This window comes from Vogesella urethralis, from assembly GCF_007644045.2.
Taxonomy (GTDB): Bacteria; Pseudomonadota; Gammaproteobacteria; order Burkholderiales; family Chromobacteriaceae; genus Vogesella; species Vogesella urethralis.
Genome location: NZ_VMDW02000066.1, coordinates 109,575 through 131,061, shown reverse-complemented (window position 1 = coordinate 131,061; position 21,487 = coordinate 109,575). Strand labels below are relative to the sequence as shown.

Sequence of the window (21,487 nt, the reverse complement as noted above, 5' to 3'; positions counted from 1 at the left end):
AAAAAAGGCCGCCCAACGGCAGCCTTTTCCCTACTTCGATCAAGGACTTAGTTTGCCTTGATCATGGTGCCCACACCGGCGTCGGTGAGGATCTCCAGCAGCAGCGCATGCGGCACGCGACCGTCGATGATGTGCACCGAGTTCACGCCGCTCTTGGCCGCATCCAGCGCCGAGCTGATCTTGGGCAGCATGCCGCCGCTGATGGTGCCGTCGGCGAACAGCTCGTCCACACGGGCGGCGGTCAGGCCGGTCAGCAGCTGGCCTTGCTTGTCCAGTACGCCCGGGGTGTTGGTCATCAACACCAGCTTTTCGGCTTTCAGGGTTTCCGCCAGCTTGCCGGCTACCACGTCGGCGTTGATGTTGTAGGCTTCGCCTTCGCTGCCCACGCCAATCGGCGCCACCACCGGGATGAAATCCTGGCTGTCCAGCAGCGAGACCAGGCTGGGGTCGATGTGTTCGATGTCGCCTACCTGGCCGATATCGATGTCTTCGTCCGACTCCGACTTCAGGAACAGCTTGCTCGCACGGATGAAATGGCCATCCTTTCCGGTAATGCCCACCGCTTTGCCGCCGTGTTTGTTGATCAGCGACACGATTTCCTTGTTCACCAAGCCACCCAGCACCATTTCTACTACGTCCATGGTTTCGCTGTCGGTCACGCGCATGCCCTGAATGAACTGGCCTTCCTTGCCCACGCGGTTCAGCAGATCGTTGATCTGCGGGCCGCCGCCGTGCACTACCACCGGGTTCAAGCCCACCAGCTTCAGCAGCACCACGTCCTTGGCAAAGTCTTCTTTCAGCTTGTCGTCGGTCATGGCATTGCCACCGTATTTCACCACGATGGTTTTACCGTTAAAGGAACGGATGTAAGGCAGGGCTTCGGCCAGGATGGCCGCCTTGTCCAGAGGGGCTACGCTCACGTCTGAATCTCCAAGTAGCGGGTAGTCGGATACACGGTTGCTGCACAGCAATAACTGTCAGGTGTTGCATTCTAACCATGCTAATTAGTGAATATTGATTTATTAATTGATACATCAGAGTGCTTGCTCTACATTGCGCACTGAATTAATGAACCAATTTTCAGAAATGACAAATACAGACGATCGCGCCTCTTGCTGCCCGGTAGCACGCTGGCGCCGCCGCAAGGAAGTCCGCCCCGCCGAAATCCTGGACGCGGCACTGGCGCTGTTCGTGGAAAAGGGCTTCAAGACCACCAAGATGGAAGACATCGCCAAGGCGGCCGGTGTCACCAAGGGCACGCCCTACCTGTACTTTGAAAACAAGGAAGACATTTTCAAAGCGGTAGTCCGCGAAAACCTGGTTACCCGGCTGGCCAGTTTTGCCGAGTTGGTACAGCAGTTTGACGGCAGCAGCACCGACCTGCTGCGCCTGATGATGCGGCGCTGGTGGGTGGAAGTGGGCGAGTCGCCACTGGGTGGCATCTGCAAACTGATGTTTGCGGAGGCCACCAACTTTCCCGATCTGGCGCGCTTCTACCACGACGAAGTGATCGAGCCCAGCCACCAGATGCTGATGCATGTGCTACGTCGCGGCATCGAACGCGGCGAATTCGAGTGCAGTAACCCGGATGCCGTTGCCGATACGCTGACCGCGCCGATGTTGCTGACGATGACCTGGCGTTGCTCGTTCGGACGGGTCATAACGGAGACGACACATCGCTCGCTGCCACCGCTGGAGTATCTGGAACTGTCACTCGACCTGATGCTGAACGGCCTGAAAACACGCAAATGATAAAAGTACTTCACACGAGGAATGTTCTCATGACACCACGCCTGCCCCGTGCAGCCCTGGCTGTAGCTTTGCTGCTGGCACTCAGTGCCTGCAAGGAAGAAGTGAAACCGGCAGAAGATATCCGCCCCGTCCGCTATGCCACCGTTGGCCAGGCACAAGCCGGTAGCACCTACCACTTCAGCGGCGAAGTCCGGGCACGGCAGGAAAGCCGCCTGGCCTTCCGCGTCGGCGGCAAGGTGATAGAAAAGCGGGTTAACAACGGTGACAGCGTGCAGAAGGGGCAAGTACTGGCCGTGCTGGACGGCAACGACTACCAGCTGGACAGTCAGGCCAAGCAAGCACAAGTCGCGGCCGCACAGGCCAACCTGGTGCAGCAAGAGGCCGACCTCAAACGCTACCGCGAGCTGCTGACGCAGAACTTCATCAGTGCCGCCCAGGTAGAACGCCAGCAAACCGCAGTGCAAAGCGCCCGTGCCAGCCTGCAGCAAGCGCAGGCAGCGCTGTCTGCCAGCCGTAACCAGGCCGCTTACACCAGCCTGGTCGCCGACAGCAGCGGGATTGTCAGCGATATCGCGCTGGAACCCGGCCAGGTGGTCGCCGCCGGCCAGGTGGTTGCCCGCCTGGCAGCGACCGGCGAGCGCGAAGTGCTGGTACAGGTACCGGAAAACGCGGTCGCCGCAGTACGCAGTGCTACCCGCTTCAAGGTCAGCCTGTGGGCTGACCGGCAGCAGCTAGACGCCACGCTACGCGAGTTGTCTGGCGACGCCGACCCGGCCACCCGTACCTACGCCGCCCGCTTCAAGCTGGCCACGACGCCGGCCGATGTCCGCCTTGGCATGACCGCCAGCGTGACCGCCACACTGGGCTCCACCGCCACCGGGGGCATCCGTCTGCCTCTGAGCGCCATTCTGGACCAGCAAGGCAAACAGTACGTGTGGGTCATCGACAGCAAAACCCTGAAGGTTGGCCGCAAGCCGGTGACGGTTGGCACCCCTGACAGCCAGGGCATCCAGATCCGTAGCGGCCTTAATGGTGGAGAACAAGTCGTCACCGCCGGCGTCCATCTGCTGCGCGATGGTCAGCGTGTCGTCCTGCTGGCCAACTAAGGGCGGAGATCATGAAACATCCACTGAACCTGTCCGAATGGGCCATCCGTAACAGCTCGCTGGTGCGCTACCTGATGGTGGTGCTGATGCTGGCGGGCGTGTTTGCCTACACCCAGCTGGGTCAAAAGGAAGACCCGGAATTCACCTTCAAGGCCATGATGGTGCGCGTTCTGTGGCCCGGCGCCACAGCACAGGAAACCGAGCAGCAAGTCACCGCGCGCATCGAAAAGAAGCTGCAGGAAATGGGCGAGCTGGAATACGTCAAAAGCTACACCAAGCCCGGTGAAGCGCTGCTGATTCTGTCTATCCGCGAAGACGTCCCGCCCAAGGACGTGCAACAGCTGTGGTACACCGCGCGCAAGAAAATAGGCGATATCAAACATACCCTGCCCGGTGATATCCGCGGGCCGTTCTTTAACGACGAGTTCGGCGATACCTTCGGCAACCTGTATGCCTTTACCGGTGACGGTTTCAGCTACGAAGATGTACGCAAATACGTCGAGCAGGCACGCCAGGAAATCCTGCGTGTGCCGGATGTGGGCAAGGTCGACATCATCGGCGAGCAAGAAGAGCGCATCTACGTCACGCTCAATACCGCCAAGCTCTCCGCCCTGCAACTGGACAGCAACATCATCTGGAACGCGCTGGCCAGTCAGAACAGCGTGACCCCGGCAGGCAATTACGACACCGCCAGCGATCGCATCTGGGTACGTGTCAGCGGCAGCTACAACTCGGTGGAAGCGATTGCCGACACCCCGATCAGCAGCGGCGGCAAAACCTTCCGTCTGGGCGACATTGCCAAGGTCAGCCGCGAGTTTGTGAACCCGCCCACGTTCGGTATGCGCTTTGACGGGCAACCAGCGGTGGGGCTGGCCATCAGCATGAAAAAAGGCGGCGACGTGCTGAAGCTGGGCAACAACCTGCAGCTGCTGATGGACGAAGTCAAAGCCAAGCTGCCGGTCGGCATTGAGGTCCATGCCGTATCCGACCAGCCCAAAGTGGTGAAAACCGCCGTCAACGAGTTCATGCGCTCGCTGATCGAAGCCGTCGTCATCGTGCTGGCCGTCAGCTTCTTCAGCCTGGGCGTACGTACCGGCATCGTGGTGGCGCTGTCCATCCCGTTGGTGCTGGCCATGACCTTCCTGGCGATGTACTTTTTCAATATCGACCTGCAACGCATCTCGCTCGGCTCGCTGATCATCGCACTGGGCCTGCTGGTGGACGACGCCATCATCGCGGTAGAAATGATGGCGCTGAAACTGGAACAAGGCTGGAACAAGTTCCAGGCCGCCACCTACGCCTACACCAGCACCGCGTTTCCGATGCTGACCGGCACGCTGATTACCGCGGCCACCTTCCTGCCGGTGGGCATTGCCAAGTCCAACGCTGGCGAATACGTGTTCAGCCTGTTCTCGGTAGTCAGCATCGCGCTGATCCTGTCCTGGATCGTCGCAGTAATCTTCACCCCCTACCTGGGTTACCGCCTGTTGCCGGAAAACATGGCGGCACACAGCCACGGTGATGTGTACCAGAAGCCGTTCTATGTCCGTTTCCGCCGTGCCGTGGAATGGTGCCTGGACCATCGCAAGACAGTCATTGCCATGACGCTGGGCGCCTTCATCCTGTCGATGGTGGCCTTTAAACTGTTTGTCGCACAGCAGTTCTTCCCGTCGTCCAACCGGCCGGAACTGATGGTGGACATGTGGCTGCCACAAAGTGCCAGCTATGAGGCCACCGCGCGTGAAGTGCAGAAACTGGAAGCCCGCCTGAAAGGCGATGCCAATATCGTCAGCGTTACCAGCTATGTCGGCGGCGGCAGCCCGCGTTTCTACTTGCCGCTGGATCAACAGCAGCAGCACCTGAACTACGCCCAGCTGATGGTGATGACCAAAGACGAAAAAGTGCGCGAACAGGTAAAACACAAGCTGGAAAAACTGTTCGATACCGACTTCCCGCTGGTGCGCGGCCGGGTGACCCGACTGGAAAATGGCCCGCCGGTAGGCTACGCCGTGCAGTTCCGCGTGATGGGAACCGACCACAACAAGGTTAGAGACATCGCCAAGCAGGTAGAAACCCTGGTACGCAGCCACCCGGGGGCACGCCAGGTCAACAACGACTGGGGCGAACAAGCCCGCTCGCTGCGGGTAGAGATCGACCAGGACAAGGCCCGTACCCTGGGCATGTCCAGCCAGAGCCTGAGCCGCCAGCTGCAAATGATGCTGACCGGTTCCACGGTGACCGAATGGCGTGAGGGCGACAAGGCCATTGCGGTCAGTGCCCGCCTGGAAGGCAACGAACGCCAGCAGATCGAACAGCTGGGCAGCCTGATGGTGCAAACCGCCAGCGGTCGCTACGTGCCAGTTTCCCAACTTGCCAGCATTGCCTACGCACCGGAAGAAAGCATCATCTGGCATCGCAACCGTCTGCCTACCGTATCGGTACGTGCCGATGCTGCCGACGGCGTACAAGCTGCCGATATTTCCAATGCGCTGTGGCCAAAAATGCAGGCACTGGAAAAAACCTTGCCGCTGGGTTACCACATCGAGCTGGGCGGGTCGCTGGAGTCCAGTAAAAATTCGCAAGCGGCGATCGCCAAGGTACAACCGCTGATGCTGGTGATCGTGTTCACCTTGCTGATGCTGCAACTGAAGAGCTTCCAGCGCAGTCTGCTGGTGGTGCTGACTGCGCCGCTGGGCATGATCGGCGTCACGCTGTCGTTGATTGCCTTCAACGCACCCTTCGGCTTTGTGGCCATGCTGGGCGTCATCGCGCTGGCCGGCATGATCATGCGCAACTCGGTGATCCTGGTCGACCAGATCGAAAGCGACATCAGCGAAGGCATCGAACGGTTCGAGGCTGTGGTTGGTTCCACCATCCGCCGCTTCCGCCCCATCATGCTGACGGCACTGGCGGCGATCCTGGCGATGATTCCGCTGACGCGCAGTACCTTCTGGGGCCCGATGGCCGTCGCCATCATGGGCGGCCTGCTGGTCGCCACGCTGCTGACCCTGTTCTTCCTGCCGGCGCTGTACGCCAGTTGGTTCAAGGTAAAACGTCCGCAAGCGGGCTAAGCCTGTTGCGCCCGTGCTGGCACGCCAGATCGGCAGCCAGCACGGGTGCGACCCAGTCTTAACACGTGCTCATCATTTAACAGCTGAAAAACCGGCCATCTTGCGCTATGGTTGGCAGCTGGAAGACAGTTTATATTTTTATGGAACGAGCGATGAAACAACGCCATCAGCTTATCTTGACCACCCTGCTGTCGCTGGGCATGGCTGCCAGTGCCCAGGCTTTCGACCTCAACGAAGCAGTACAGGCCGCACGCAACTACGACGCCGGCTACGCCGGTGCCCGTGCCACGCTGCAAGCCGGTCAGGAAAAAGCGGTACAGGGCCGCGCCCAGCTGCGGCCAACCGTTGGCCTGTCGGCCAGCGTGACCCGTACCGACGCCATGAAACCCGACATCGATGCCTATACCGGGCGCAGCGTCGGCGTCCAGCTGTCGCAGCCGCTGTTCGACATCGCCAGCTACGGTGCCTACAAAAAGGGCCTGATCGCCAGCGAGCTGTCCGGCGTGCAGTTCGATGCCGCCACCCAGCAGCTGATTGCCAGCGTCGCCCGTGCCTACTTTGACGTTCTGCTGGCCGAAGACGTGCTGAACGTTACCCAGGCCACCAAGAAAGCCTACGACCGCCAGCTGGCGCAAGCCAAGAAGGCATTCGAAGTCGGTACTGCCACCATCACCGACACCCACGAAGCCCAAGCCGGCTACGATGCCGCCCAGGCCAAGGAAATTGCCGCCGTCAGCGACCTGGAAATCAAGCGCAACACGCTGGCCAACCTGACTGGCTTGCCGCCGGAGCGGATCAACCGCCTGCATAACGAGAAAGCGCTGGGCAATGGCGATATCGGCGCACTGGACAGCTGGATCGCCCGCGGTGAAGCCGGCAGCCTGGCGCTGAAATCGGCACTGCAGCAACAGTTGCTGGCCGAACGTACGCTGGAAGACGCGCGCGGCAAGCACCTGCCCACCGTGAGCCTGACTGCCGGGCTCAGCGACGAGTACAGCAACAGCCCCAGCAGTAAAGCCAGCAAACAGCAGCACACCCGCGGCAATAGCCTGGGCCTGAACCTGAGCATGCCGCTGTACACCGGTGGCGCCATCAGCTCGCAAGTAACGGAGGCCGCGGCCAACCTGGACAAAGCGCGCGAAGACGTAGAGGCTGCCCGTCGTCAGGTACGGCTGGACGTACGCCGCGCCTGGCTAGGTGTCAGCAACGGCGCGGCGCTGGTCAAAGCGCAAGAGCAGCTGCTGGTCTCCGCCAAGAGCAAGCTGGACTCCACCCGGCTGGGCAAGGACGTCGGTGTACGTACCAACCTCGACCTGCTGAACGCCGAGCGCGACTACCAGGACGCGGTACGCGGCCTGGCCGAAGCGCGCTATAACTACCTGTACGCCCGCCTGTCGCTGGCACAGGCTGCCGGCGAGCTGGACGACAAAGTCGTGGCCGATATCAACCGCTTCTTCTGATCCTCGCCACACCACAGCCAGAAACCCCGTTTGCCGCGGCAACGGGGTTTTTCTTCGCCCGTGGCCGCCACCGGCCACGGCAACATGGCTGGATTGTCGGACAGCGTGCCGAATCGCCACACTGCGCCGCGCCGACTGTTTAAATTATCAATCACTCGTGGCGCTTTGCTAAACACCACGCTAGAATCGATGCAAACAATGGCCATCCCACTGCCCTGCCCGTGTCGTGGCAGGCTGGCCAGCCCGGTCGTCTACCTAGGAGAGATTCATGAACCCGCAACAACTGATGCAGCGTAAAGCCAACGCCACCCCGCGCGGTGTGGGCGTAATGTGTTCCTTCTTTGCCGAGCGTGCCAAAAACGCCGAAATCTGGGACACCGAAGGCAAGCGCTACATCGACTTTGCCGGTGGTATCGGCGTACTGAACACCGGCCACCTGCACGACAAGGTGCAAGCTGCCGTCGCCGAGCAACTGAACAAATTCAGCCACACCTGCTACCAGGTGGTGCCGTACGAACTGTATATCGACGTGGCCGAACAGCTGAACAAGCTGGCACCGATCCCGGGCGAGAACAAAACCGCGTTTTACACCACCGGCGCCGAAGCCGTTGAAAACGCCGTCAAGATCGCCCGTGCCGCTACCGGCCGCCCCGGCATCATCGCCTTTGGTGGCGGTTTCCACGGCCGTACCCTGATGGGGATGGCGCTGACCGGCAAGGTAGCCCCGTACAAGATCGGTTTCGGCCCGTTCCCGTCCGACGTATACCACGCACTGTTCCCGAACCCGCTGCACGGCGTGTCGATCGAAGAGTCCATCGCCAGCATCGAAAAGCTGTTCAAGTACGATATTGAAGCCACCCGCGTGGCTGCCATCATCTTCGAACCGGTACAAGGCGAAGGCGGCTTCTACCAGGCGCCGGCCGAGTGGGTTCGCGCACTGCGCGCCCTGTGCGACCAGCACGGTATCCTGATGATCGCCGACGAAGTACAGGCCGGCTTTGCCCGTACCGGCAAATTCTTCGCCATGGAACACTACGACGTGGCGCCGGACCTGCTGACCATGGCCAAATCGATGGCCGGTGGCTTCCCGATCTCTGCCGTAGTTGGCCGCGCCCAGGTCATGGACGCACCGGCACCGGGCGGTCTGGGCGGCACTTACGCCGGCAGCCCGCTGGCCCTGGCCGCGGCCAAGGCCGTCATCAGCGCCATCCAGGAAGAAAAACTGCTGGAGCGCGCCAACAAACTGGGCGCCCAGCTGAAAGAAACCCTGAACGGCCTGAAAGCCGAGATCCCGCAAATTGCCGACGTGCGCGGCCCGGGCGCCATGATTGCCGTGGAATTCAACAAGGCCGGCAGCCACGACGCTGACGCCGACTTCGCCAAGAAAGTGCAGACCAAGGCGCTGGAATCCGGCCTGATCCTGCTGATCTGCGGCGTGTACGGCAACGTGGTGCGTTTCCTGTTCCCGCTGACCATCGAAGACGAGGTCTTCGAAGAAGCGCTGCAGAAACTGGTTGCTGCCATCAAGGCCTGATACTGAACTAGCCTGACCCTGCGGCCAACCTTGCCCCTGGCAACGTTGGCCGCATCGCCAAAAGGACACCCCCATGCTGAACCTGAAAGACCCGTCCCTGCTGCGCCAGCAGTGCTACATCAACGGCCAGTGGCTCGACGCCGACAGCGGCGAAACCATCGCCGTCACCAACCCGGCCACTGGCGAAGTGATCGCCCACGTACCGAAAATGGGCCGTGCCGAAGCCGAGCGCGCTGTTGCCGGCGCCGCCGAAGCGTTCAAGACCTGGAAAAAGAAATCTGCCAAAGAGCGCGCGGGCATCCTGCGCAAATGGTTCGACCTGATGATGGCCAACCAGGACGACCTGGGCGTGATCCTCACCAGCGAACAAGGCAAGCCGCTGGCAGAAGCCAAGGGCGAAATCGCCTACGGCGCCAGCTACATCGAGTGGTACGCCGAAGAAGCCAAGCGCATCTACGGCGACACCATTCCGTCCACCGGCTTTGACAAGCGCATTCTGGTGACCAAGGAGCCGATCGGCGTTACCGCCGCCATCACGCCGTGGAACTTCCCGAACGCCATGATCACCCGCAAGGCCGCCCCGGCACTGGCCGCCGGCTGCCCGATGGTGGTACGCCCCGCCAGCCAGACCCCGCTGTCGGCACTGGCCATTGCCGTACTGGCCGAGCGCGCCGGCATTCCGGCTGGCGTGTTCTCCGTGCTGACCGGCGGTTCTACCGAAATCGGCGGCGTGCTGACCGGTAGCGACACCGTGAAGAAATTCTCCTTCACCGGCTCCACCGAGGTTGGCCGCAAGCTGATCAGCCAATGCGCCGAGACGGTGAAGAAAGTATCGATGGAACTGGGCGGCAACGCGCCGTTCATCGTGTTCGACGACGCCGACCTGGACGCCGCCGTGGAAGGCGCCATCATTTCCAAGTACCGCAACGCCGGCCAGACCTGCGTGTGCGCCAACCGTCTGCTGGTACAGGACGGCGTGTACGACGCCTTCGCCGAGAAGTTTGCCGCTGCCGTAGCCAAACTGAAGGTGGGTAACGGCCTGGAAAACGGCGTGACCCAAGGCCCGATGATCGACCAGAACGCGGTGGCCAAAGTGGAAGAGCACATTGCCGACGCGCTGGCCAAAGGCGGCCAACTGGTCACCGGCGGCAAGCGCCACGCGCTGGGCCACAGCTTCTTCGAACCGACCGTGATCACCGGCGTGACCCCGGCGATGAAAGTGGCGAAGGAAGAAACCTTCGGCCCGCTGGCGCCGATCTTCCGCTTCCACAGCGAAGAAGAAGCCATCCAGATGGCCAACGACACCGAGTTCGGCCTGGCCTCGTACTTCTACGCCCGCGATATCGGCCGCATCTTCCGCGTGTCCGAAGGCCTGGAGTACGGCATGGTGGCGGTCAACAGCGGCATCTTGTCCAACGAAGCCGCGCCGTTCGGCGGCGTGAAGCAGTCCGGCCTGGGCCGTGAAGGCTCCAAGTACGGCATCGAAGACTACCTGGAAATCAAGTACGTGCTGCTGGGCGGTATCGACAAATAAGCCCCTGCAACACAAAGCCCCCGCTTGCCTTGCAAGCGGGGGCTTTTTCATGCCGGGCTGCCGCTTAGCGCAGCAGCACCGGGTCGTCGCTCTGGTCGTGGCCGATCACGCGGTTACGGCCACGGTCCTTGGCCTGGTAGCAGCGGGTATCGGCGCGCTGCATGATGTCGTGCGGCCGCGTGTCGTCGGCACGGATACGGGTCAGGCCGATACTGGCCGTCACACGGCAAACGTCGGGGTTGCTGTGCGGCCGTAACCGGCTGATGTCTTCGCGTACCGACTCCATGATGCCCAGCGCGGTATCGCGGCCGCAGTTGTACAGGATCAGCGCAAATTCGTCGCCGCCCAGGCGGGCTATCACGTCGGTATTGCGCAGGCGCTTCTGCAGCACCGCGGTCAGGTCCTGCAGGATCTGGTCGCCCGCCTGGTGGCCACCACTGTCGTTGACCTGCTTGAAGTGGTCCAGATCCATCATCACCAGCACGTTGTGCTGCTGCATTGCGTCCGGGTTATCCAGCAGCTGGGTCAGCGCCCCCAGGAAGCCGCGACGGTTCAGCACGCCGGTCAGCGCGTCGTGACTGGCTTCCCAGCGGTGCTTGCGCTCGCGGCGGCGACGTTCGCTGTCATCGTGCAGTACGCAGACCTTGAAGCCATGCATGCTGCCGGCTGCGCGTACCACCGACAGCGTCAGCACCACCGGTTGCAGGCGCATGTCGCGCGACAACAGGTCCAGCTCCACCGGCTGCGCCATGCTGGTTTCGGCCAGCGCGGCCAACGACACGGCCCGGCCGCTGTCCGGATAGGCCAGCGACACGAACAGGCTGAGCGCACGGCCCTGCGCCTCTTCCGCATTCAGGCCCAGCAGGCGCTGCGCCGGCGGGTTGATGTAACACACCTCGTCCAGCTGGTTGGTCAGCACCACCGCGTCGGCAATGGAAGTCAGGATCGCCATGCCGCGTTCGCGCTCGGCCGTCATCGACAGCAGCGCTTCCTCACGGTCGCTGACGTCGTGCACGACGCCCAGGAAACGCAGCGCACTGCCTTGCTGCAGACGGGTAAAGCGCAGCTCCACTCGGCAAAGCTGGCTGCTGGGGCCGGCCAGCTGGCACAGCTCGTAAAACGCGGCGCTATCACCGCGCTGCAGCTGCTGCCAGGCGAGCTTCAGGCTGGCCTGCTGCGCCGGGTGTACCGCGTCCAGCCAGTGGCGGCCCAGCCAGTCTTCCTCGCGCTGGTTGAAGCCACCCAGCTGCAGCGTGGCCTGGTTGCAGTACACCAGCACGCCGTCGGCGTCGGTGACAAACACGCCCAGCGGCGACGACTCGTTCAGCGCCCGGAAAAACGCTTCGCGCGCCGCCAGCTCCTGCGCGATGCGCTCGCGCTCGCCAAACACGCCAGAGACGGTGTCGGCCAGCACTTCCAGCTCGTGGCTACCTTCGATACGGATGCTGTCGGCGGCACCGAACTGCATGGCCTGCACCTTGCGGCGCAACGCCTGCAACGGTTGCAGCAGCCAGTTGATACCCCACCAGCACAGCGGGAACGCCAGCAGCGTGGCCAGCACGATGATCAGCAAGTGGTTGCGCGCCATCACGCCGATCGGCGCGTAGGCTTCGCGCAGCGGGAACACGCCGCCGACGATCCAGCCCACGTTTTTCATGTTGCGGTACACCACCAGCGCCGGCTCGCCGTTCGGCGCCAGGCTTTCGGTGCTGCCGTTCCAGCCCTGCAGCGCCTTGCCAAATACCGGATCGCGGCTCAGGTCGGGGCTGGCCTGCATGATGCGCGCCGGCTCGGGGTGGAAAATGGTCAGGCGGCTGCTGCGGGTATTGATGTTGAGGTAGCCGGTCTGGCCGATGGCGATGGAGCGCAGGTCGCCGAACAGTTCCGGGGCAAACAGCTCCAGGCTACCGCCCAGAATGCCGGCAAACTGGCCGTGTTCGTCCAGGATGGGCGAGGTGAAAATGATCTGGCTGCGGCGGATGTCGTCGCGCACCCGTACCGGCTCGCTGATCTGCGAGCGCAGCGTGTCGCGGGTCTGGCTGAAGTACTGGCGGTCGAGCACGTTGCTGCCGCGACGGCCGGGCAGCTCGGGGTAATCGGCCACCACGTTGCCGTCGGCGTCGAACAGCATGATGCTGCTGAAGCTGCCCTTCAGGTAGCGGAAGGTCTGCAACAGCTCGCCGGCATGGCTGCGCAGGTGCTGCTTGTCTACTTGCAGGCTGGCCGCCGCCTGTTCCAGCAGTACGTGGCGGGTGCGCACGCGGTCGTCGATGTCGTCGCTCAGCCGCGTCACCACGTCTTCCAGGTGCTGCAACTGCATGGCACGCACGCGTTGCCGGCCTTCGAGGTAGCTCATCAGGCTGGTGAACAGCACCACGATGACCATCAGCAAGGAGCAGAACAAAGCCAGTCTTGTGCGCAGCGACTTCAGGCTAAAACGACCGGGCACCCTGCCTCCTTAATGCATTTATCATCGCAAAAACAAATATTTTGCCTCAACAGCATTATTTCTATAAAAGATCTTCAGCATACAACGCCCTACCTGCAACAGCTACTGTACAAAAACGGGCGGTGTCGGCTTAGTGGTAGCGGGCTTGCTGCTCGCGCAGGCCAACGCCGGCCGCGCGCAGGCACTCGGCCAGGTCTACCCAGGCGTGTACGCGGCTAGGGGCCAGGTCGGGCACCAGCTGCCATTGCAGGCCGCCGTGCTGCTCGCCACTGATTTTGTCCTGGAACACGATGTCGTAGGCCTGGTGCTCCGGCTGGTAAGCGGCCAGCGCTTCCAGGTGGTCCAGCTTCTCGTGCTTGCCTTGCAGCAGGGCCAGGTGCAGGCCCAGCCGCTTGCGGTTGAGCGCGTAGACGCCGGCGCCCAACGCGTCCCACCACGGCAGCGGGGCGAACAGCTCGGCCTCGCCATACTTCATTTCGGCGGCGATGGCCTGCTGTACCAGCGGCATGGCCGCGTCCAGCGCCTGGCGGGCGTGTTTGCGCACGCGGTCCACGTCCAGCTTGCCGCGCTCCACGATGAACGGCAGCCAGCACAGGGTCAGCTGCGGGTTGAAGGTCTGGCTGGCGGCATCATAGGTAGCCCGCGCCGAGGTCACATCCTGCGGCGCCATGTCGCAACCGGCGTCCATCACCGCCGCCAGGTGTACCAGCGACTGGCAATTGCGCTCGATCAGCATGTCGGTGTTGAAGATGGTGGGCGACAGCCACAACACGGTGTCTTCCGACAGGCCCAGCGCGTCCACCAGCGCCGGTTCTACCCGTTCCAGCAGCGGGAAGTGCCACCAGAAGCCGCCTTGCGCGCGCGAGAAGATCATCGGCAGCGCCCACAGCTCGTAAGACACCACACTGCCGTCCGGCCGCATCACTTCGGGAAAGGCGATGCTGTCGCGCGCCAGCGCCAGCAACTGCTCGCGGGCGGAGGTATCGTCGGCCAGCGCCAGTTGTGCCTCGGTGAAGATGGCCTGATCGCCGCCGGTCAGCGCCTGCTGCACCAGCATCGGCAACTGCATGCGGCGCATCGGGTTGTTGTCGGCGTCCAGCGCGGTATCCACCAGCTCGCGGATGCGGCGCTGGCGCTCGGCCGGCGGCAGCGGCTCGGTGGGCACCACGCGGAAGTCGCGCTCCTTGGGCGCCACTTCGCGCTCGGCGTAGGCTTTTTGCAGGCGCTGGTATACCTGCATGGCTTCGTCACAGATTTTCTTCAGCTCGGCCGCGGTAGGCAGCTCGCCCCAGAAGTTGAAATCGAACAGGCGGAAGCCGGAGTTGGTGACGTAATGCGTCAGGTTGTACTGCTCGTCGAACAGGACTTCGCTATGAAAGCCGTCCTTGTCGCGCCCGTCGAACGGTGTCAGATCCATGCCCACCAGACGGCAGACAAAGGCCGGGGCCTCGGTATGAATCACATACTCGTAGGGCTCCAGGCCTTTCTCCTCGACGGCATCGCCAAAGATGAAACGGCTGGGAATGAAGGGATCGCCCTTGATGCGGGCGTGGCGCGGATGGGATTTCATGCGGCTAACGTCGTTACTGCCTTGTAAAACCAGTGATTTTACCCCGACGTTGGCCGCATCGCGAAATTAATCAGCCCAAAGCGAGCTGATAGCGATAGAAACGCGTATCGCGCTGCCAGCCTTGCGCCTCGTACAGCGCCTGGGCGGTGTGATTATCCACGGCCGTTACCAGGTCCAGCCGCTGTACGCCGTGCTGTCGCGCCAGCTCGGCCGAGGCCTGCAGCAAGGCCTGCCCTACCCCGCTGCGGCGCGCCTGCTCGGCCACGAACAGGTCGTTGAGCAACCAGACTTTGGCCGCCAGCACCGAGCTGAACAGCGGCAGCAACTGAGTAAAACCCAGCAGTTCGCCGTGCAGCTGATACACCAGCAGGTGGCTGTCGCCAGCCACCAGCCGCTGGCGGATGAAATCGTGCGAGGTCGATGCATCGTCCAGCTTGCCGTAAAAGCGGCGGTAGCCGTCGAACAGCGCCGCCAGCTGCGGCAGGTCGGCCAGCGTGGCGCTGCGTACGCCGTCCGGCTGCGTGTCACCGGCCAGCGCCTGGCGGCACTGCTGCAACGTACGCAACTGCTGGCCGGCGGCATCGAAGTTGGCCGCGTCCAGCCAGGCTGCCAGCGCGGCGCGGTTGGCCGGCCATTCGCTGTCCAGCAGGCTGAACCAGGCGGTATCGCGGTTCAGGCCCCAGTTGACGCGTGCCTGGCGGAAAATGCCCTCGAAGGTAAAACCCAGCCGCTCGGCGGCGCGCATCGACGGCGCATTCAGTGCGTTACACTTCCATTCGTAGCGGCGGTAACCCCAGTCGAAGGCCTGCTTCATCATCAGGTACATCGCCTCGGTGGCGGCGATCGTGCGCTGCAGGCGCGGCGAGAAGCGCAACCAGCCCACTTCGATAACGCCGTTGGCCGCGTCGATGCGCAGGTAGCTGCAGCTGCCGATGGCGTCGCCGCTGGCGTTGTCGACGATGGCAAAGAACAGCGGGTCCTGGCTGCTGGCCATCATGTCGAACCAGGCCGCCCAGTCGGCGTCGCTTTGCGGCCGCGGCATCAGGTAAGCCCAGTCGCGGCCGTCGCGGTCCAGTTCCAGCGCGGCGCGCAGGCTATCGCCGTGGCGGGCACGGTCGAACGGTTCCAGCCGGCAATGGCGGCCTTGCAGCATCACCTTCTGCGGCGGGCAGGCACCCTGCCAGTTGTCTACCGGCAGGCCCAGTGGTTGCCGGAAAGCGTCGTAGTGCATGTCAGCCTCCGCAACCGCAGTCGGCCGACGGGGTGACGCCGCAGCTGGCCCCACCCTGTACCGTGGGGTAACCGTCGCGCTTCCACCAGTCCACGCCGCCTTGCAGCTCTTTCACGGTAAAGCCCAGCTCGGTCAGCTTGAGCGCGGTCTTGGTGGAGGCATTGCAGCCGATACCGTCGCAGAAGGTGACCAGCAGCACGTCGCGCGGCAGCTGCGCCGTGGTGTCGGCGTTGATGGTGCGGTGTGGCAGGTTGATGGCACCCGGCAGCGTTTCCTGCGCGTAGGCGGCAGCAGAGCGGCCATCCACCAGCAGCAGCGGCTTGCCCTGTTGTTGCTGGTCCACCACGTCCCAGCTATCGATCTCGAATGCGAGTTTGGCCCGGTAAAACGCTAGCTGATCCATGCTGCTTGCTCCTGTTCAGGGTTGATGCAAGCATGGTAAAACAGCCATACGGCCCCCAGTAAGGGCCAGTTTTCCCCAACACGAGGGAGCCACTTTGCTGGAACAATGGATCATCGACGCGCTGGCCACCCAGCTGCAGCGCGATAGCCGCGAAGGCCTGGCACGCCAGCTGATGCGCCTGCTGCGCGAGCACATCCGCAGCGGCCAACTGGCCGGTGACACCCGGCTACCGGCCAGCCGCGACCTGGCGCGCAGCCTGGGCCTGGGCCGCAACACGGTGCTGGAGGCCTACGAGCAGCTGCAGGCCGAAGGCTACCTGCACAGCCGCCACGGCGCCGGCACCTTCGTGTCCGGCCTGTTTGCCAAGCCGCCGGCACCCGTCACCCGCCGCGATCAACCGCTGGGCCTGTCCGGCCGCGGCCAGACCCTGTTCGACAGCGTGGGGCTGCCCACCGGGCTATACGGTGCCTTTGCACCCGGCGTGCCGGAAATCCCGCTGTTTCCGCACACCTGCTGGCAAGGGCTGCTGGCGCGGCACCAGCGTCAAGCCAGCAGCGCCATGCTGTGCTACACCGCCGACGGTGGTCTGCCGCAGCTGCGCGAGGCGCTGGCCGAATACCTGCAGCTATCACGTGGCGTGCACTGCCGGCCGGAGCAGATACTGATTACCCAGGGCACACAACAGGCGATGGAGTTGGCCGCACGCTTGCTGGCCGACCCCGGCGACGTGGCGTGGCTGGAAGACCCCGGCTATGTGGGTGCCCACGCCGCGCTGCGCGGTGCCGGCCTGCAACTGGTGCCAGTGCCGGTGGACGACGAGGGGCTGAACCCGGCCGCCGTCACCGACCCGCGCCCGCCGCGGCTGATCTACACCACGCCGTCGCACCAGTACCCGCTGGGCGTGGTGATGAGCCTGCCGCGCCGGCTCGCCCTGCTGGCCCACGCCGCCCGCAGCGGCGCCTGGATCCTGGAAGACGACTACGACAGCGAATTCCGCTACAGCTCGCAACCGCTGCCGGCGCTACAAGGACTGGCACAAGACGAGCGCGTGATCTACATGGGGACGCTGAGCAAGGTGATGTACCCCGGCCTGCGCCTGGGTTACCTGGTGGTGCCGGACAGCCTGATCGACCCGTTCCGCGCCGCCAACGCCCGGCTGTACCGAGAAAGCAGCTACCCGGTGCAGGCGGCGCTGGCCGAATTCTTCAGCGGCGGCCACTTTGCCCGCCACGTCCGCCGCATGCGCGAGCTGTACCGCGAGCGCCAGCAACTGCTGCGCGAGGTGCTGGCCGACAGCCCGGCCGCCGGCCTGCAGCTGTCGCCCGGCAGCGCCGGCCTGCACCTGGTAGCCTACTTGCCCGCCGGCCACGACGAGCATGCGCTGAGCGCCGCCGCCGCCCGCGAACAGATCTGGCTGCGGCCGCTGGCGCGACATTATCTGGGCGCACCGCAGCAACAGGGTCTGGTCTTGGGCTATGCTGGGGTGAATGACAAAGCCATCCGCCACGGCGCCGCCGTACTGGCCCGGCTTTATGCCTTACAGGAACCCTGAGATGGACAAACCCGTACTGCTGGTCAGCGCCTGTCTGCTGGGCCAGCCAGTCCGTTACGACGCCGCCAGCAAAGGCCTGCCCGAGCACTGGCAGGCCAGGTTGGCCGCACGCTATACGCTGCTGCCGTTCTGCCCGGAATGCGCCGGCGGCCTGCCCACACCCCGGCCAGCGGCCGAAATCCGCGGCGGGAGCGGCGCGCAGGTGCTGGCCGGCGTGGCGCAGGTGCGCACCGAAGCCGGCGACGACGTCAGCGCTGCCTTCGTCAGCGGCGCCCGCCTCACCTTGCAGCAGGCGCAACAGCACGGTTGCCGGCTGGCATTGCTGAAGGCCAACAGCCCGTCGTGCGGCAACCGCCAGGTGTACAGCGGCCGTTTCGATGGCCTGTTGCAGGCTGGCGCCGGCGTTACCGCCGCGCTGCTGCAGCAACACGACATCACCGTTTACAACGAACAACAACTGGACGCGCTGCTGGCCTGATGCCCGCTGGCCGTCGTGGCACCGAACCCGCCCCCACCGCGAGGACCACCATGCTGACCCTGCACCACCTGAACAATTCGCGCTCGCAGCGCATCCTGTGGCTGATGGAAGAACTGGGCCTGCCCTACCACATCACCACCTACCAGCGCGACCCGGCCACCCTGCTGGCACCGCCGGCACTGAAAGCCATCCACCCGCTGGGCAAGGCGCCGGTAATCACCGACAACGACATCGTGGTGGCCGAATCCGGCGCCATCATCGAATACCTGGTAGACAGCTACGACCGCGAGCACACGCTCAAGCCGGCCCCCGGCAGCCAGGCCGCCCGCGATTACACCTACTGGCTGCACTACGCCGAAGGCTCGGCCATGCCGCCGCTGCTGATGAGCCTGGTGTTCAGCCGCATCAGCCAGCCGCCGATGCCGGCCCTGCTGCGGCCGCTGGCAAGACTGATCGAAAAAGGTGTGCGCAAGGGCTACCTCGACCCGCAGCTGGACAGCCACCTGCGCTACATCGACAGCCACCTGTCGCGTAGCGGCTGGTTTGCCGGCGACCAGTTCAGCGCCGCCGACATCCAGATGAGCTTTCCGCTGGAGGCGGCCAACAGCCGCGTACCGCTGTGCAAGACCCTGCCGCACATCCAGACTTTCCTGCAACGCATCCACGCCCGCCCGGCTTACCAGGAAGCACTGCTGGCCGGTGGCCAGTACGATTACGCCTGAGCCGGCGGCCCACCCTGACCCGACATCACAAGGAGCCTTATCGATGAAACCGGTTGCCATCATCCTGTCCGGCTGCGGCGTCTACGACGGCAGCGAAATCACCGAGGCCGCCGGCCTGGTGATTGCCCTGTCGCAAGCCGGCCTGCCGTACCGCTTTTACGCCCCGGACCGTGACCAGATGCACGTGGTCGACCACGCTGCCGGCGGCGAGGCCGACGAAAGCCGCCACATCCTGAGCGAGGCGGCGCGCATTGCCCGTGGCGACATCCAGCCGCTGGCCGCGCTGGACGTCGCCGACCACAGCGCAGTCGCCTTTCCCGGCGGCTTTGGCGCCGCCAAGAACCTGTGCAACTTTGCCAGCGCAGGCGAGCAAGCACGCCTGTACGACGATGTGGCCGCCATCACCCGCGCCGCACTGGCAGCACGCAAGCCGATGCTGGCACTGTGTGCCGCGCCGCTGGTGCTGGCACTGGCCGCCCGCGATGCCGGCCTGCAAGCCACGCTCACCTTCGGCAACCCGGAAGAAGGCGCCGCGCTGGCCAAGGCCGCCCGCGCCTGGGGCCAGCACGCGGTACACGCCGCGGTGGACGAAGCCTGCGTCGATGCGGCCAACTTGCTGGTAACCGTGCCAGCCTATATGTACGGCGCTGCCAGCCCGGCGCAGGTGTTTGCCGGCTGCCAGGCCGGTGTGGCCGCCTTGCAGCGCCTGCTGGCCGACTAGCGCCGCTTATCGTCGTCGCCGGCCCCACGCCCCGACGCCAGACAGCACAAGGCCCGCACCGGATGGTGCGGGCCTTGTGCTTTGGCAATACGCCGCCTGGCAACGCTCAGCCGGCGCGGCTGATGGCGGTGGCCCAGTCAAACAAGGCCGGCATGTCGTAATCGCCGCTATGCGGTACATCCCATGGCAAGGCCAGGTCCACCGCATAACCGTAGTTGCGCAGCACGGTGGCCAGCATCACCGGCACCGCCAGCGAGGTATCGCTATCCTTGCTGCCGTGGCGGATACGCCAGTGCGCGGCCGGCTGGCCGCCGCCCTGCCCGATATAGGACAGCGGTTCCATCATGCGTACCACCGCCGCCTCGGCCTGGCCGATGGTCGCCTGCGTGCCATGCTGCTTGCCGAATGCGGTGAAATGGCGCTTGTCTTCGCTAGCGCTGCCGAACAGCTGGTTCTCGCCGGACGAGCCATCCAGCGCGTCGAACGCCGGCGGCGTTTTCATGCGCCCCAGATACGCCAGATACTGCGGCCAACGTACGGCTACCGGTTGGCTGCCCTGCCATTGCAGCCAGTCCAGCGCCGACAGGTCACGCCCTTGCGCCAGCGCCGTGCGCGCCGACTGCAGCAGCAGGCTGGCCACGTAGTCTCGGAAGCTGCCCTGCCCGTCGGCGGCCAGTTGCAGCGGGCTGCCGTCGGGGGCGCGCAGATTCAGGCTGTTGACGTAGGCGGGGAAGCTGGCCGCCAGCGCCGCCGACACCTCGCGCTGGCGCGCGTCCAGCGTGCCGCTGACCGTTTTGCGCTGCACCTGGTAGTCCAGCATGCTGATGTCGATCTTGCGGTAGCTGTCCACGCCGGCAAACTGCCACTCGTAGGCGGCATCGGCGTGCGCCAGGTTGGTAATCGGGCAGTAGGCCGATACCGCAAAAATGTCGTCGCGGGCGTCGGCGGCCCCCAGCGCCGCCAGATACGGCGCGTAATCGGCCTGCCCACCACTGGCGCCCAGCAAGGCCGACAGCGCGCCGCCGGCGCTGGTGCCGTTGCTGATGATGCGCTCGGTATTGCCCGGCAGGCGTTCGCGGTTGGCGCGCAGGTAGCGCACCGCCGCTTTCAGGTCGACGATGGCGGCCGGGGCCTTGCCGGTGTATTCGCCCGTGGCAGCCTGCAGCGTGCGGCCACGGGCACCCGGCGCTGCCACTACGAAACCGCGCGACAAGGCGTACTGGATGGCGTTGGGCGCGGCCGCCGGTGCTTGGCCGCCGCCCGGTGGCGGGCCGAAGGCGCGACCGTCCAGCTTGCCCGGCAAGGCCGGCATATAGCCACCCACCTGGTTGGGCAAGAAGATCGGCGCGGTGGCGGCAGTAAAACCGCCGACCTCGCCGCCGTCGAAATACGCGGCGGGAATATACAGGTTCAGGCACTGGTAGGCTGGCTCTACCGGCCGCGCCACGTAGGCCAGGCCTTCGTAAGCGCGGATGGCCAGCGTGGTGCCCTCTACCGTGATGCTGCGCGGCGTAAACGCCGCCGGGTCAAAACGCAAGCCGGGGGCCGGCGGCGCTACCGGCTGGCGGGGTGCAGCGGGCAGGCTGCTGCACGCGGCCAACACACCACTGCTGCCCAGCAGGGCCAGCACACGGCGTCGGGTGGGGTCGATCATGGTGTCCTCGTTTCGTCAAAACCGGGCCGCCAGGGCGGCCAAGTGTCCATGGCCTATTAACACGATTTCTTGCTGCGTCGCAGGCTCGAGAAGTTTTCCAATGCCAGGCCGAGGGCGATGCGCTGGGTGGTGCCCAGCGCAAGCCCGACAACGCCGCAGTGGGAAGCTTATCGGGCCTGCCCTTCGGGGCGCGCCATGCGGGGCACGGCTTTGTCAAACCGTGCTGGCAGGGATCACCCTGCTGAGCCCG

Annotated in this window: 16 protein-coding genes; 10 read left to right on the top strand and 6 right to left on the bottom strand. The window is 64.3% G+C overall.

The features are described 5' to 3' along the window. Positions 1 to 47: 47 nt before the first annotated feature. Positions 48 to 920: an acetylglutamate kinase gene (argB, locus tag FLQ03_RS05925; RefSeq protein WP_144372358.1), complete on the bottom strand. Its 873-nt coding sequence runs from the start codon at positions 918 to 920 to the stop codon at positions 48 to 50. 166 nt (positions 921 to 1,086) lie between these two features. Between argB and FLQ03_RS05920 the strand changes: the two genes are divergently transcribed. The 6 genes from FLQ03_RS05920 (at position 1,087) to gabD (ending at position 10,457) form a co-directional block, all read left to right on the top strand. Beyond that, the gene (locus FLQ03_RS05920; RefSeq protein ID WP_144372357.1) at positions 1,087 to 1,752 is read left to right on the top strand and encodes a TetR/AcrR family transcriptional regulator; all 666 of its coding nucleotides are present in this window, start codon (positions 1,087 to 1,089) and stop codon (positions 1,750 to 1,752) included. Positions 1,753 to 1,781: 29 nt separating this feature from the next. Continuing rightward, on the top strand, positions 1,782 to 2,858 hold the full coding sequence (locus FLQ03_RS05915; RefSeq protein WP_144372356.1) for an efflux RND transporter periplasmic adaptor subunit: 1,077 nt from the start codon (positions 1,782 to 1,784) through the stop codon (positions 2,856 to 2,858). 11 nt (positions 2,859 to 2,869) lie between these two features. Then, the gene (locus tag FLQ03_RS05910; RefSeq protein WP_144372355.1) at positions 2,870 to 5,929 is read left to right on the top strand and encodes an efflux RND transporter permease subunit; all 3,060 of its coding nucleotides are present in this window, start codon (positions 2,870 to 2,872) and stop codon (positions 5,927 to 5,929) included. A 152-nt stretch (positions 5,930 to 6,081) separates the two neighbouring features. Further along, positions 6,082 to 7,389, top strand: coding sequence for a TolC family outer membrane protein (locus tag FLQ03_RS05905; protein ID WP_144372354.1), 1,308 nt, complete (start codon positions 6,082 to 6,084; stop codon positions 7,387 to 7,389). Between the two features lie 268 nt (positions 7,390 to 7,657). Next, entirely contained in the window at positions 7,658 to 8,923 is a 1,266-nt protein-coding gene (gabT, locus tag FLQ03_RS05900) for a 4-aminobutyrate--2-oxoglutarate transaminase (protein ID WP_144372353.1), read from the top strand. 73 nt (positions 8,924 to 8,996) lie between these two features. Next, positions 8,997 to 10,457: an NADP-dependent succinate-semialdehyde dehydrogenase gene (gene gabD, locus FLQ03_RS05895; RefSeq protein ID WP_144372352.1), complete on the top strand. Its 1,461-nt coding sequence runs from the start codon at positions 8,997 to 8,999 to the stop codon at positions 10,455 to 10,457. Between the two features lie 64 nt (positions 10,458 to 10,521). Here the strand turns inward: gabD and FLQ03_RS05890 are convergent, their stop codons facing one another. The 4 genes from FLQ03_RS05890 to FLQ03_RS05875 all read right to left on the bottom strand — a co-directional run bounded on the left by FLQ03_RS05890 (position 10,522) and on the right by FLQ03_RS05875 (position 16,110). Beyond that, positions 10,522 to 12,906: a diguanylate cyclase gene (locus FLQ03_RS05890; RefSeq protein WP_144372351.1), complete on the bottom strand. Its 2,385-nt coding sequence runs from the start codon at positions 12,904 to 12,906 to the stop codon at positions 10,522 to 10,524. A gap of 130 nt (positions 12,907 to 13,036) precedes the next feature. Then, entirely contained in the window at positions 13,037 to 14,476 is a 1,440-nt protein-coding gene (locus tag FLQ03_RS05885) for a hypothetical protein (RefSeq protein ID WP_144372350.1), read from the bottom strand. A gap of 70 nt (positions 14,477 to 14,546) precedes the next feature. After that, positions 14,547 to 15,707 (bottom strand): GNAT family N-acetyltransferase, encoded by a 1,161-nt coding sequence (locus FLQ03_RS05880; protein WP_144372349.1) that lies wholly within the window; start codon positions 15,705 to 15,707, stop codon positions 14,547 to 14,549. A gap of 1 nt (position 15,708) precedes the next feature. Beyond that, complete coding sequence (locus tag FLQ03_RS05875) at positions 15,709 to 16,110, bottom strand: rhodanese-like domain-containing protein (protein WP_144372348.1); 402 nt, start codon at positions 16,108 to 16,110, stop codon at positions 15,709 to 15,711. Positions 16,111 to 16,204: 94 nt separating this feature from the next. Here FLQ03_RS05875 and pdxR point away from each other — a divergent pair, with 94 nt between their 5' ends. The 4 genes from pdxR to elbB are packed head-to-tail and all read left to right on the top strand — an operon-like array spanning position 16,205 to position 19,583. After that, the gene (gene pdxR, locus FLQ03_RS05870; RefSeq protein WP_144372347.1) at positions 16,205 to 17,662 is read left to right on the top strand and encodes a MocR-like pyridoxine biosynthesis transcription factor PdxR; all 1,458 of its coding nucleotides are present in this window, start codon (positions 16,205 to 16,207) and stop codon (positions 17,660 to 17,662) included. Position 17,663: 1 nt separating this feature from the next. Then, positions 17,664 to 18,140 (top strand): 2-thiouracil desulfurase family protein, encoded by a 477-nt coding sequence (locus FLQ03_RS05865; protein WP_144372346.1) that lies wholly within the window; start codon positions 17,664 to 17,666, stop codon positions 18,138 to 18,140. Between the two features lie 50 nt (positions 18,141 to 18,190). Continuing rightward, positions 18,191 to 18,862: a glutathione S-transferase gene (locus FLQ03_RS05860; protein ID WP_144372345.1), complete on the top strand. Its 672-nt coding sequence runs from the start codon at positions 18,191 to 18,193 to the stop codon at positions 18,860 to 18,862. A 43-nt stretch (positions 18,863 to 18,905) separates the two neighbouring features. Next, positions 18,906 to 19,583 (top strand): isoprenoid biosynthesis glyoxalase ElbB, encoded by a 678-nt coding sequence (gene elbB, locus FLQ03_RS05855; RefSeq protein ID WP_144372344.1) that lies wholly within the window; start codon positions 18,906 to 18,908, stop codon positions 19,581 to 19,583. A gap of 106 nt (positions 19,584 to 19,689) precedes the next feature. Here the strand turns inward: elbB and FLQ03_RS05850 are convergent, their stop codons facing one another. Then, positions 19,690 to 21,237 (bottom strand): subtype B tannase, encoded by a 1,548-nt coding sequence (locus FLQ03_RS05850; RefSeq protein ID WP_144372343.1) that lies wholly within the window; start codon positions 21,235 to 21,237, stop codon positions 19,690 to 19,692. Between the last annotated feature and the right edge of the window lie 250 nt (positions 21,238 to 21,487).

Bases quoted from the DNA above. Each gene is read 5' to 3' on its own strand.
- FLQ03_RS05865 (WP_144372346.1), top strand. From the start codon at position 17,664: ATGGACAAACCCGTACTGCTGGTCAGCGCCTGTCTGCTGGGCCAGCCA.
- FLQ03_RS05885 (WP_144372350.1), bottom strand. From the start codon at position 14,476: ATGAAATCCCATCCGCGCCACGCCCGCATCAAGGGCGATCCCTTCATT.
- gabT (WP_144372353.1), top strand. From the start codon at position 7,658: ATGAACCCGCAACAACTGATGCAGCGTAAAGCCAACGCCACCCCGCGC.
- FLQ03_RS05860 (WP_144372345.1), top strand. From the start codon at position 18,191: ATGCTGACCCTGCACCACCTGAACAATTCGCGCTCGCAGCGCATCCTG.
- FLQ03_RS05850 (WP_144372343.1), bottom strand. From the start codon at position 21,237: ATGATCGACCCCACCCGACGCCGTGTGCTGGCCCTGCTGGGCAGCAGT.
- elbB (WP_144372344.1), top strand. From the start codon at position 18,906: ATGAAACCGGTTGCCATCATCCTGTCCGGCTGCGGCGTCTACGACGGC.
- FLQ03_RS05880 (WP_144372349.1), bottom strand. From the start codon at position 15,707: ATGCACTACGACGCTTTCCGGCAACCACTGGGCCTGCCGGTAGACAAC.
- FLQ03_RS05915 (WP_144372356.1), top strand. From the start codon at position 1,782: ATGACACCACGCCTGCCCCGTGCAGCCCTGGCTGTAGCTTTGCTGCTG.
- FLQ03_RS05920 (WP_144372357.1), top strand. From the start codon at position 1,087: ATGACAAATACAGACGATCGCGCCTCTTGCTGCCCGGTAGCACGCTGG.
- FLQ03_RS05875 (WP_144372348.1), bottom strand. From the start codon at position 16,110: ATGGATCAGCTAGCGTTTTACCGGGCCAAACTCGCATTCGAGATCGAT.
- FLQ03_RS05910 (WP_144372355.1), top strand. From the start codon at position 2,870: ATGAAACATCCACTGAACCTGTCCGAATGGGCCATCCGTAACAGCTCG.
- gabD (WP_144372352.1), top strand. From the start codon at position 8,997: ATGCTGAACCTGAAAGACCCGTCCCTGCTGCGCCAGCAGTGCTACATC.
- FLQ03_RS05905 (WP_144372354.1), top strand. From the start codon at position 6,082: ATGAAACAACGCCATCAGCTTATCTTGACCACCCTGCTGTCGCTGGGC.